Origin of the sequence: Klebsiella terrigena, assembly GCF_006539725.1 — a bacterium.
In the GTDB taxonomy this organism is placed as follows: domain Bacteria; phylum Pseudomonadota; class Gammaproteobacteria; order Enterobacterales; family Enterobacteriaceae; genus Klebsiella; species Klebsiella terrigena.
In genome coordinates this window covers 1-12811 of the sequence record NZ_BJNO01000002.1, presented here as the reverse complement: position 1 = coordinate 12811, position 12811 = coordinate 1, and the positions used below count along the sequence as shown (strand labels likewise).

General features: G+C 58.9%; 9 protein-coding genes. 1 reads left to right on the top strand and 8 read right to left on the bottom strand.

Going from position 1 to position 12811, the window contains the following annotated elements:
- Positions 1–131 precede the first annotated feature (131 nt).
- Positions 132–872 carry a pyruvate formate lyase 1-activating protein gene (gene pflA, locus RTE01_RS02870; protein WP_041144788.1) on the top strand — a complete coding sequence of 247 codons (741 nt, stop codon included), beginning with the start codon at positions 132–134 and terminating at the stop codon, positions 870–872.
- A gap of 165 nt (positions 873–1037) precedes the next feature.
- Here the strand turns inward: pflA and RTE01_RS02865 are convergent, their stop codons facing one another.
- The 8 genes from RTE01_RS02865 to ftsK all read right to left on the bottom strand — a co-directional run.
- Complete coding sequence (locus RTE01_RS02865; RefSeq protein WP_041144787.1) at positions 1038–2186, bottom strand: MFS transporter; 1149 nt, start codon at positions 2184–2186, stop codon at positions 1038–1040.
- 273 nt (positions 2187–2459) lie between these two features.
- Positions 2460–3323 (bottom strand): dimethyl sulfoxide reductase anchor subunit family protein, encoded by an 864-nt coding sequence (locus RTE01_RS02860; protein ID WP_123551155.1) that lies wholly within the window; start codon positions 3321–3323, stop codon positions 2460–2462.
- A 1-nt stretch (position 3324) separates the two neighbouring features.
- Positions 3325–3942 carry a DMSO/selenate family reductase complex B subunit gene (locus RTE01_RS02855; protein ID WP_134525480.1) on the bottom strand — a complete coding sequence of 206 codons (618 nt, stop codon included), beginning with the start codon at positions 3940–3942 and terminating at the stop codon, positions 3325–3327.
- Positions 3943–3952: 10 nt separating this feature from the next.
- Complete coding sequence (gene dmsA, locus RTE01_RS02850; protein ID WP_041144784.1) at positions 3953–6391, bottom strand: dimethylsulfoxide reductase subunit A; 2439 nt, start codon at positions 6389–6391, stop codon at positions 3953–3955.
- 201 nt (positions 6392–6592) lie between these two features.
- On the bottom strand, positions 6593–7885 hold the full coding sequence (gene serS / locus RTE01_RS02845) for a serine--tRNA ligase (RefSeq protein ID WP_041144783.1): 1293 nt from the start codon (positions 7883–7885) through the stop codon (positions 6593–6595).
- 92 nt (positions 7886–7977) lie between these two features.
- Entirely contained in the window at positions 7978–9321 is a 1344-nt protein-coding gene (locus RTE01_RS02840; protein ID WP_041144782.1) for a replication-associated recombination protein A, read from the bottom strand.
- 8 nt (positions 9322–9329) lie between these two features.
- Positions 9330–9941: an outer membrane lipoprotein chaperone LolA gene (gene lolA / locus RTE01_RS02835; RefSeq protein WP_041144781.1), complete on the bottom strand. Its 612-nt coding sequence runs from the start codon at positions 9939–9941 to the stop codon at positions 9330–9332.
- Positions 9942–10073: 132 nt separating this feature from the next.
- On the bottom strand, positions 10074–12811 hold a 2738-nt coding region (gene ftsK, locus RTE01_RS02830), incomplete at its 5' end, for a DNA translocase FtsK (RefSeq protein ID WP_141334670.1).

Genomic DNA, 12811 nt, shown 5'->3' with positions numbered 1-12811 from the left:
CCTCCCTGCCCCCCAGTCTCTTTTGTCCGCTATCTATACTCAATGGATAACTGCCAAAACAGACTTAACACAGCCGGTTTGAGCTGTGCATCACAGGTCCCGGACGGGCCGAATCTGGAGATACCACCGCAATGTCAACTATTGGTCGCATTCACTCCTTTGAATCCTGTGGCACCGTCGATGGGCCAGGGATCCGCTTCATCACCTTCTTCCAGGGCTGCCTGATGCGCTGCCTGTACTGCCATAATCGCGATACCTGGGATACCCACGGCGGTACCGAAGTCACCGTCGAAAGCCTGATGAAAGAGGTTGTCACCTACCGTCACTTTATGAACGCATCCGGCGGCGGCGTGACCGCCTCCGGCGGTGAGGCTATCCTGCAGGCTGAATTCGTACGCGACTGGTTCCGCGCCTGCCGCAAGGAGGGCATCCACACCTGCCTCGATACCAACGGCTTCGTTCGTCGCTACGATCCGGTGATTGACGAGCTGCTTGAAGTGACCGATCTGGTGATGCTTGACCTTAAGCAGATGAATGATGAAATCCACCAAAATCTGGTCGGCGTCTCTAACCACCGTACGCTGGAGTTTGCCCGCTATTTGTCGCAGAAGAATATCAACGTCTGGATCCGCTACGTAGTGGTACCCGGCTGGTCAGATGATGATGATTCCGCGCACCGCCTCGGCGAGTTTACCCGCGATATGGGCAACGTCGAAAAAATCGAGCTGCTGCCGTATCACGAGCTGGGCAAGCATAAATGGGTGGCGATGGGTGAAGAGTACAAGCTTGACGGCGTGCATCCGCCGAAGAAAGAGACCATGGAGCGCGTAAAAGGCATTCTCGAGCAGTATGGTCATAAGGTGATGTACTAGGGCTGAATCTCCCGGCGGCACAATGCGCCCGCCGGGAATCATCAAAACTGTTTTAATGCCAGACTGCACTCACCAATTTATCTCCCGCCAGGCGCAGCAACGTTCCCTTCGCTCCAAATTTGCGGTGATAGCACCGCATCCAGAACGGCCAGTGCGCGCGCGGATTCAGGCGTGGGCCACCGGCGTCGGGTGGTGCCCCGCTTTTCGCAGCAGCGTCAGCAGGTAAATAAACGACACGCTCGCGATCATAATAAACAGCAAGTTATCGGAGAAGTTCTGCATCAGCATCGCGGTCAGCGTTGGCCCAAGCAGGCTACCGATGGTGTAGCTCATCAATAGCGCCTGGTTCATCGCCACCAGCTGATGGCGCTCAACTTTTTCGCATGCCCAGGCCATCGCTACCGGATACAGCGTAAAGCCCGAGGCGCCAAGGATAAACAGCGCGGGCGCCATCGCGGCCTGGCTAAGCATGGCCAGACAGCCGAGAATGACGATAAACACCTGAACGCGCAGCACCAGCAGGCGACCATAGCGATCCGCCAGGCGACCCACCGGCCACTGGCCGAGGATCCCGGCGCTCACCATCACCGCCATCCAGAAGCCAATCCCGGCGTCGCTCACTCCCTGATGGTTCAGCCACAGCGGCATAAGTCCGTATAGCGAGCCGAGGACGATCCCGGAAATAATGCAGCCGTTGACGCCGTGGCGAGCCTGGCGCAGCCTGAGCATTGGCCAGATGCGCGCCGGCTCGTGCGGCTCGTCCGTCTGATTGACCACGCGCGTAAACAGCAGAGGAAGGATGGCGGCCAGCGCCAGACCGGTCACCCACGGCAGGACGCTCATCAGATCCGTCGGCAGCTTGCTCACCATCAGCTGGCCCAGCACGGTACCGACGTAGTAAACCATCATGTACGCCGCCAGCAGGCGACCGCGGCTGCGGGAGGTACCGCTGCACACCAGCGCGCTCTCTACCACGACCCAAATCATTGCGCAGCCCACGCCGGCCACAAAGCGCCAGCTGAACCAGGTCCAGAACCCCATCGTTACGCCCAGCCCAACGCAGCCGACGGCAAAAATCAGCGAGGCAAGATAGTAGCTGCGGTTAAATCCGAGATGCTTAATGACCCATCCGGCCAGCAGGGTTCCGACAAGGTTACCGGTGAAATAGGATGAGCCGACCATCCCGACCTGCCAGGTAGGCATGTTTTCATGGGCGAGCCAAAGCGGGACGAGGGTATTTAAAACCGCTATCGCCAGCGTCAACAAAAGCAGGCCGCAGAGCAACATTTGCACCGGCCGGGTGTAGATGGACATGGATATAAACCGTGAGGAAGTTCGGATTTCGTGCGCATCATGCCACTGCTATAAACATTGTCAATCCACCTGAAATCAGGCAGGACGCGGTTTGTCGGGCAACGATTGAAGTTTTTTATCCATCGGCGAGGCGGCAGAATTATTCTTTATATTATTCCATTGTTTTTATTAATTTATTGGAATTAACGGGCGGGAATATCAGTTGAAATATTTCATGAAGAGAGCGCATTTTTTATCGCGCCGGAACCGCGAAGTTCCGGCGCGAATAAAGGCTTAGCTGGCGATCGCCATACCCACCGTCATATGCAGACCGTAGAAGACCCCGCGGCCCACCATCTCACCCACCAGCACCAGCACAAATGCCAGGCCTAGCAGCGGCAGCGCCGGCTGATATCCTTTAAGCATTGGCGCAACCCAGCACGCCAGCGCCAGCGCCAGAGCCGCAACGCGCCACGCCATCAGCGAGCCGTAGTCCGGCACCAGCGCAGACGCCTGCTGGATAGAGCTGTGGATAGTCGACAGCTCGCTTCCCTGCATCAGCGCCACGGCCACGCTCGCCACCAGAGCCACCAGCGTTACGACGGGCAGCAGACGCATCGCCCAGCCGTTCACGCCGGCCACACGCAGCAGCAGATAGCCGAGCAGCGGTCCACCGATAAACAGCGTCAGGAAGAAGCTCAGCGGCGTCCAGACGCTATACCAGGTCGGGACCGTATCAATGGTGTTGTACACCCGCACCATCATCCAGACGAAGATGACGCCCAGCACCATCGTGACGATCAGCCACAGGCTGCGCAGCCCGGCCGGAAGCTTCTTAACCGCCGCCAGCAGCCAGCCAATGCCGCCAACGGCGAAGAAGAGCGCTCCGCTGGCAATTTCATTACTCAGCGACGATGCTCCGACGCGGTTGAGCGAATTGAAGGCCCGCATCGGCGACCCCAGGTGCAGCGTCGAGGCGATAAATCCAATCCCCATCAGCACCCACAGGCCAAACATACTCAGCACCACGCGCTGCTGCTGCTCAGGCGACAGGCTGCCTTTCATAAGCGCCAGCGCCAGGACAATGAAGCCCCCCACTACGCACTGACCAAAGACCGTGAAGATCATCAGCGGCCATTCATGCCATCCACTTCCCATCTCACACCTCCTTCGGGTTGGCCAGATAGCCGGTTGTATCGCCACACGGACGACTGTTGGCGTTCGGTTTAATGACAATGCTGGGTTGCGTAAAATGCGCCGACGGCAGCGGCGCAACGGCGGCCAGCTTGCCATGCTTCTGCCGCAGCTCTTCGATTGGGCCAAAGTCCAGCGCCCGCAGCGGGCAGGACTCGACGCAGATCGGTTTTTTACCTACGGCGACGCGCTCGTGGCAGCCGTCGCACTTGGTCATATGCCCTTTCGCCGCGTTGTACTGCGGCGCGCCGTACGGACAGGCCATATGGCAATAGCGGCAGCCGATACAGACGTCTTCATCCACCACCACAAAGCCATCGTCGCGCTTGCGCATTGCGCCGCTCGGACAGACCTTGGTACAGGCCGGATCCTCGCAGTGGTTACAGGCGATAGAGAGGTAGTAGGCAAACACGTTCTGCTGCCAGACGCCGTTATCCTCCTGCCAGTCGCCGCCCGCGTATTCATAAATGCGGCGGAAGCTGACGTCCGGCGTCAGGTTCTTATAGTCTTTACAAGCCAGTTCGCAGGTTTTACAACCGGTGCAACGGGCGGAATCGATAAAAAATCCATATTGAGTTGTCATCGGTTATTCCTTACAGCTTTTCAACCTGGACGAGGTTGGTATGCGACGGATTTCCTTTCGCCAGCGGCGACGGGCGTTGGGTGGTGAGCACGTTGATACTCCCCGCCTGATCCACGCGGCCTGCGTCCGGGCTATACCAGGCGCCCTCACCCAGCGCGACAACGCCAGGCATCATACGCGGCGTCACTTTGGCTTCGATATGTACCTCACCGCGGGCGTTGAAAATACGAATTCGGTCGCCGTTGGCGATACCTCGCGTCTTCGCATCAAGCGGGTTAATCCACATCTCCTGGCGACAGGCCGCCTGCAGCACGTCTACGTTGCCGTAGGTCGAGTGCACGCGAGATTTATAGTGGAAGCCGGTCAGCTGCAGCGGGAACTTCTCGGTCAGCGGATCGTTATAGTTCTCAAAGCCGGGGGTATAAATCGGCAGCGGATCGATAACGTCCCCTTCGGGTAACTCCCAGGTGGCGGCAATTTTCGCCAGCTCCTGCGAATAGATTTCGATTTTTCCCGACGGCGTGGTCAGCGGGTTAGCCTGCGGATCTTCACGGAACGCCTTATAGGCAACGTGGTGGCCTTCAGGGTCACGCTGCTTATAGATCCCCTGCTTGCGGAAAGTCTCAAAGTCCGGGAGATCGGGGATCGCTTTGCGGGAGAGCTCGTGCAGATAGCGCATCCAGCCTTCCTGGCTACGGCCTTCCGTAAACTGCTGCTCCACGCCCATGCGTTTCGCCAGCGCCGTCGTCATGTCATAAATCGTTTTGCATTCAAAGCGCGGCTTAATCGCCTCATCGGTGAAGATAACGTACGACATATTGCCGCAGGAGGCATCCAGCGCGAAGTCCATCTGTTCGGAGGCGGTGCAGTCCGGCAGCAGGATATCGGCATATTTTGCCGACGAGGTCATATGGCAATCGATCACCACGATCATCTCGCACTTCTTGTCGTCCTGCAGAATTTCATGGGTGCGGTTGATATCAGAGTGCTGGTTAATCAGGCAGTTGCCCGCATAGTTCCAGATCATCTTGATCGGCACATCGAGCTTGTCTTTGCCGCGAACCCCGTCGCGGAGCGCCGTCATCTCCGGACCACGCTCGATGGCGTCGGTCCACATAAACATGGAGATGCTGGTCTCAACCGGGTTTTCCAGCGTCGGCATACGCTCAAACGGCAGATCGTATGAGCCCTCGCGCGCGCCGCTGTTGCCGCCGTTAATGCCGACGTTGCCGGTAAGAATAGAGAGCATCGAGATAGCCCGGGTCGCAATTTCACCGTTAGCGTGGCGCTGCGGCCCCCAGCCCTGGCTAATATAGGCGGGCTTCGCGGTGGCAATCTCACGCGCCAGCTTGACGATGCGATCGGCCGGAATGCCGGTGATGGTTGACGCCCATGCTGGCGTTTTGGCGATACCGTCGCTGCCCTGACCCAGGATCCAGGCCTTATAGTGGCCGTTTGCCGGCGCATCGGCAGGGAGCGTTTTCTCATCATAGCCAACGCAGTATTTATCGAGGAACGGGGTATCGACCAGGTTTTCGGTAATCATCACCCACGCCAGCGCGGAGACCAGCGCCGCGTCGGTACCCGGGCGAATCGGGATCCACTCGTCCTCACGACCGGCCCCGGTATCCGTATAGCGGGGATCGACAATGATCATCCGCGCATTGGATTTTTGTCGCGCCTGCTCCAGATAGTAGGTCACCCCGCCGCCGCTCATCCGCGTTTCGCCCGGGTTATTGCCAAACAGAACCACCAGCTGGCTGTTTTCAATATCCGACGGGCTATTGCCGTCGGCCCAGCCGCCGTAGGTGTAATTCAGCCCGGCGGCGATCTGCGCGGAAGAGTAGTCGCCGTAGTGATTAAGATAGCCCCCGCAGCAGTTCATCAGGCGAGCAATGAGCGTTTTTCCCGGCGGCCAGGAGCGGGTCATGGTCCCGCCCAGGGTTCCGGTACCGTAGTTCAGGTAGATAGACTCGTTGCCATAGTCTTTGATCAGGCGCTGCATATTGCCGGCAATGGTATCGAACGCCTCTTCCCAGCTGATGCGCTCAAATTTCCCCTCGCCGCGTTTACCCACGCGCTTCATCGGGTACTTCAGGCGATCGGGATTGTAGACGCGACGACGCATCGAGCGTCCGCGCAGGCAGGCACGCACCTGGTGCAGGCCGTCGTAGCTATCGTCACCGGTATTGTCTGTTTCAACGTATTTAATTTCGCCATCAACGACATGCATGCGCAGCGGGCAGCGGCTACCGCAGTTCACGGTACAGGCGCTCCAGGTCACCGTTTCGCCTGCCGGTGACAGGGTGTCTGCGGCATGGGCAATGCGCGTGAAGGGTAAAGTAAATGCGTTACTGGCCACTGCCAGACCGCCAATCGCCGTGGTTTTCATTAAACCACGCCGGCTTACTTCGGCAGCCAGTAAAGCATCGGGGGCTTTAATTTTCATGGATACTCGCTTTGGTTGCTCACAATTTACTGATAATCGCTATATAGACTTATATATAGCGTAACTAGCTTTTATTAGTTTTTTATGCTGCTTTAACACCAAGGGAGTATGGGGGTATTGAACGGACGGGTTATTGCCCGGCATCAAGAAGGAGATGAAAAAAAAGCGCCCGTAGGCGCTTTTGAGAAGGGGGTAGAAAAATCAGCCGATGAACTCAAGGCCGCGCATATACGGGCGCAGAATTTCCGGGATTTCAATACGGCCGTCAGCCTGCTGATAGTTTTCCATCAGCGCAACCAGGGTACGACCCACTGCCAGGCCAGAGCCGTTCAGCGTATGGACCAGGCGCGTTTTCTTATCAGACTTGCTGCGGCAGCGTGCCTGCATGCGGCGCGCCTGGAAATCCCAGACGTTCGAGCAGGACGAAATTTCGCGGTAGGTATTCTGCGCCGGTACCCACACTTCCAGATCGTAGGTTTTGCATGCGCTGAAGCCCATATCGCCGGTGCAGAGCGCCACTTTACGGTATGGCAGACCCAGCAGCTGCAGAACTTTCTCCGCGTGGCCGGTCATCTCTTCCAGCGCCGCCATGGAATCTTCCGGACGGACGATCTGCACCATCTCAACTTTGTCGAACTGGTGCATACGGATCAGACCACGGGTATCACGACCGTAGGATCCCGCTTCAGAGCGGAAGCACGGCGTATGCGCGGTCATTTTGATCGGCAGATCGTCTTCATCGATGATCTCATCGCGAACCAGGTTAGTCAGCGGAACTTCGGCGGTCGGGATCAGCGCGTAGTTGCTGCTATCCGCCTCTTCTTCCAGCGGACGAGTATGGAACAGGTCGCCGGCGAATTTCGGCAGCTGGCCGGTGCCATACAGCGTTTCCTGGTTTACCAGATACGGGACATAGTTTTCACTATAGCCGTGCTGTTCGGTATGCAGGTCCAGCATAAACTGCGACAGCGCGCGGTGCAGACGAGCCAGCTGGCCCTTCATGACCACAAAGCGCGAGCCGGTCAGTTTAACCGCCGCAGCGAAGTCCAGCCCGCCGTGCATTTCGCCCAGAGTCACGTGATCGCGTACGTCAAAATCGAACTCGCGCGGGGTACCCCAGCGGCTCACTTCGACGTTGTCGTTTTCACTTTTACCCAGCGGAACGTCATCATGCGGAACGTTAGGAATGGTCAGCGCGATATCGCGGATTTCGGCCAGCAGCGCGTCCAGATCGGTTTTCGCCGCATCCAGCTGTTCGCCAAGCTTGTTCACTTCCAGGCGTAACGGCTCGATATCTTCCCCACGCGCTTTCGCCTGGCCAATGGATTTCGATCGGGAGTTACGCTCCGCCTGCAGATTTTCAGTTTCAACCTGCAGAACTTTACGACGCTCTTCCAGAGCGCGCAGTTTATCTACATCCAGCTTAAAGCCCCGGCGTGCCAGTTTTTCAGCGACTGCGTCTGGCTCGGTACGCAGCAGATTGGGATCGAGCATGCTTATCCTGTGCTTATCGAATTAATAAAATGAAAAGTGGCCGCAGACTACGACCACCGGAATATCCTGGTAACCTTACCGCAACGACTCTGTTAGCGGTAGCGTTTTGTGGGGCTATTTTGATCCTGTTCGGCAAGCCAGGCGAGCTTTTCGCCAATTTTCCCCTCAAGCCCTCGGTTTGTTGGCCGATAATAGCGCGTTTGCGCCATTTCCTGCGGGAAGTACTCCTCGCCGGCGGCATAGGCGTTGGGCTCATCGTGGGCGTAGCGATACTGCTGGCCATAGCCCATCTCTTTCATCAGCTTCGTTGGCGCGTTGCGCAGGTGGACCGGCACGTCGTAGTCCGGGCGTTCGCGGGCATCGGCCATCGCGGCCTTAAAGGCGCTGTAAACCGCGTTGCTCTTCGGCGCGCAGGCGAGGTACACAATGGCCTGAGCAATCGCCCGCTCGCCTTCCGCAGGGCCGACTCGGGTAAAGCAGTCCCAGGCAGAGATAGCAACCTGCATGGCCCGAGGGTCGGCGTTGCCGACGTCTTCCGAAGCAATCGCCAGGCAGCGGCGAGCAACGTACAGCGGATCGCCGCCGGCGCTAATGATCCGTGCATACCAGTACAGCGCGGCGTCCGGCGCGCTGCCGCGCACGGACTTGTGCAGCGCCGAAATTAAATCGTAAAAGCGATCGCCCTTGTTATCAAAACGCGCGCTACGCTCGCCGGCAATTTCGGTCAACAGTTTGGCCTGCAGCACCCGCTGACCGGCGGCGTCGGTTTCGGCCATATCGGCCATCATCTCCAGCGTGTTGAGCGCCCGGCGCGCATCGCCGTTTACCAGCTCGGCGATCGCCCGACGCGTGTCGTCAGGCAGCACAATATTCTGCCCGCCGTAGCCGCGGCCCGCATCGCTCATCGCCTGCGTAAGCACCTGCTCGATATCTTCCGTGGTCAGTGATTTCAGCAGATAAACGCGCGCTCTCGATAACAGCGCGGAGTTGAGTTCAAAAGAGGGATTTTCCGTCGTCGCGCCGATAAAGGTGATGGTGCCATCTTCGATATGCGGCAGAAACGCATCCTGCTGGCTTTTATTGAAGCGGTGGACTTCGTCGACAAACAGGATGGTGCGCCGACCGGCGTTACGGTTCTGCCGGGCGCGTTCGATGGCTTCACGGATCTCCTTCACGCCGGAGGTCACGGCCGAAATACGCTCGACGTCGGCGCTGGCATAGCGAGCAATCACTTCCGCTAAGGTCGTTTTCCCGGTACCCGGCGGGCCCCACAGAATCATCGAATGAAGATGCCCGGCCTCGATTGCCCGCGGCAAAGGTTTACCCGGTGCCAGCAGATGCTGCTGGCCGATGTACTGCGCTAAATTTTCTGGCCGCATACGGGCGGCCAGAGGTTGAAACGCATTGTCGGAAAAATCGAGCGACAGATTGCCCACATTCGCCTCTATTTACGTTGATCGTCCACCGTAACCCCTTGCGGCGGCGTAAAGGTAAACTTAGATGCGTCTATCGCACCGTTTTGCTGCGACTTCAGCTGGTAGCTGCTGCGCTGGTCGTCCTGCTCTACCGCGCTGAACTGATGAATGGTGCCATCACGCCCTACGTTAATGGTGAACTGCTTCAGGTTACCGCTGCCGCTTTTCGGCGTCAGGACGAAGTCATCGCCGTTTTGCTTAATATTGTACTGCTGCCAGTCGTTAGACTGGTTACGCGCAATCAGCATAAACGGCGTGTTGCTGGTGGCGTCTTTCAGCCAGGTGACGGTCGCCTGCTCAACGAACGGGTTATAGAACCACAGCGTTTTGCCGTCAGAGACCAGAATGCTTTCATCCGGCTGGGTCATGTGCCAGTTGAACAGATTCGGGCGCTTCACCCACAGGTCGCCCTGTCCGTCCTGTACCGCGTTGCCGCTGCCATCGGTCACTTTCTGCGTGAAGCTGGCGTGGAAGCTGCTCACCTTATCCAGACGGCTTTTCAAATCGCCGGCGGCGTCAGCCCAAACCTGGCTGACAACAAATCCAGACAGTAATGCACAGGTGATTGCGAGTTTTTTCATTGTTATTCCTTAATGTCCGTCAATGTGCGTCGCTCCCTGCGCGGGAGCCTCTTCTGCCCCTAATGTAGGACCGCCTGGCGCGGCGGGACAGAAGAATAGGCTGATTTTGCTCTTATTTACCCAACTTTGCACTCACTCGAAGGGCGGCGGCGCCAGCACTTCGCGGTTTCCGTTATGGCCCTGCTCGCTGACGATCCCCTGCGCTTCCATCTGTTCGATGATGCGCGCGGCGCGGTTATAGCCGATACGGAACTGACGCTGAACCCCAGAGATAGAGGCTTTACGCTTCTCGGTCACGAAATTAACCGCCTGGTCGAACAGCGGATCCAGCTCTTCTCCGCCGTCAAATCCACCGCCGCCGCCTTCGCTTTCGCTATCCGAAGTGATGCCGTCGACATACTGCGGGCGCCCGCGCGCTTTCCAGTCCTGGACTACCGCATGGACTTCCTGATCGCGTACGAATGCGCCGTGCACGCGCACCGGGATAGTGGAGTTCGGCCCGGAGTAGAGCATATCCCCCATCCCCAGCAGCGATTCGGCACCGCTCTGGTCAAGAATGGTACGCGAGTCAATTTTACTCGACACGGTGAACGCAATACGCGTCGGGATGTTGGCCTTAATCAGGCCGGTGATCACGTCAACCGACGGGCGCTGGGTCGCCAGCACGAGGTGAATACCCGCCGCACGCGCTTTCTGCGCCAGACGAGCAATCAGCTCTTCCACTTTTTTACCCACGGTCATCATCAGGTCGGCGAATTCGTCCACCAGCACCACGATGTAAGGCAGTTTTTCCAGCACCGGATGAACCGCATCCATGCTGTCGCCCGGCTTCCAGTACGGATCCGGAATTGGGCGCCCCATGCGCGCCGCCTCGGCAATCTTCTCGTTGTAGCCCGCCAGGTTACGCACGCCCAACGCTGACATCAGCTTGTAGCGGCGTTCCATCTCGTTCACGCTCCAGCGCAGAGCGTTGGCGGCGTCTTTCATATCGGTAACCACTTCCGTCAGCAGATGCGGGATCCCTTCATAGACCGACAGTTCGAGCATTTTGGGGTCGATCATAATGAAGCGCACGTCTTCCGGCTGTGCCTTGTAGAGCATGCTGAGGATCATGGCGTTGACGCCAACCGATTTACCGGAGCCGGTGGTACCGGCAACCAGCAGGTGCGGCATTTTTGCCAGGTCGGCGACGACCGGATCGCCGGCAATATCTTTGCCCAGCACCACGGTCAGCGGCGAGGGGTTATCGCGGAACTTGGTATTATCCAGCACTTCGCGCAGGTAGACGGTCTGACGCTTCTTATTCGGCAGCTCCAGGCCAACGTACGGCTTGCCGGGAATCACTTCCACGACGCGCACGGCAACCGTGGAGAGCGAACGGGCAAGGTCGCGCGACAGGTTAGAAATACGCGCGGCCTTCACGCCCGGCGCCAGGTTCAGCTCAAAGCGGGTGATAACCGGGCCTGGCGAGTAGTTCACGACGTCCGCTTTAATACGGAAATCGGCAAGGCGAGCTTCCACCAGGCGCGCCATTTGCTCCAGCGCGAAGGTATCAACCGGCTCTATCTCACTCGGCGGCGGCGTCAGCAGATCCAGAGATGGCAGCGGCGTCGTCGGCCGCTGCAGCGGATGGCTGTTGCCGTTACGCATCAGGAGCGGGTGAATCAGACTCTCCTGCGGCTGCGGCGCCAGCTGTTGGACCGGCGGCTGCATCGGGGCCTGAGGAGCCTGCTGCGGCTGGTAGCTCTGCGCCGCCGGCGCAGATTGTACCGGCTGCTGAGCCTGAGGCTGCTGGTAAGCAGGCTGCGGCGTCGGCTGCTGGTAAGCAGGCTGCGGCGTCGGCTGCTGATAGTGCTGCACGGGCTGCGGCTGCTGTACCGGCTGATGCTGATGCTGCGCCGGCTGCTGGTATTGCGGTGCCGACGGCTGAACCTCCGGCATCGGCGTAAACAGCGGCTCGCTCGGGCCGTCGTCCACCAGCGTTTTCATCGGCGAGAAGTCATAATCAGCCGGAGAGAACGGATTCGCCCCGCGCGGCTGCTCGCTGCTGTAGCGCTGCTGTTGGGTGGCGGCAAACTGGCGAGCCAGCTCGGCTTCGGCGGCTGAATCGTCATCTCCGCCATCGTCAGCCTGGTAGACCTCACCGTAGCGCTGCTGCTGGGTGGCGGCAAACTGACGCGCCAGCTCGCCCTGCTCCAGCTCGTTAACTTCTTCATCGGTGAGTGGCTCATCGTCATAATTTTGATCAAGCTCCGCCTGGCGGGCGCGCTCTTCCGCGATGCGCTGAGAAGGCAGCTTAATGCCATACGATGCCAGCTCACGGCGCGTCGGTACGCGGACGTGGTTAGGACGCGGCAGCTTCGGACCAATGCCCTCTTTGACCTGCACGCGCGGCCCGCCCGCTGCCGGACTGAACAGCGGCGCGGCGGATGACGCAGCGGAGACCACCGCGGCAGCGCTAGCACCAGCGCCCGCGGCCTGATGTACGCTGGCGGCGAGCGTAGTCACCGCGGCGGCATCAACCGGAGAAGATGGCGGCGGCGAGATAGGCCTGGTCGCAACCGGACTCGCAGGCTCCGGAATCGGCTGATACCAGGCGGCAAGCTGTTCGCGCTCACGCGCGCGCTTCTCTTCAACCTCTTCGAAATAGTACATCGGCGGACGCTGCGGCTTGACCTCTTCCTGGGGAGCTTCTGGCTCAATAACAGGCGAGGCGGCATAAGGTTCAGGCTGATAAGCAGGCTGCTGTACCGGCGCCTGTTCAGGCTGATACGCCTGCTGCGGCTGATACGCGGCTTCAGGCTGGTAGTGAGGCTGCTGTACCGGCGCCTGTTCAGGTTGATAAGCCTGCTGCGGCTGATACGCGGCTT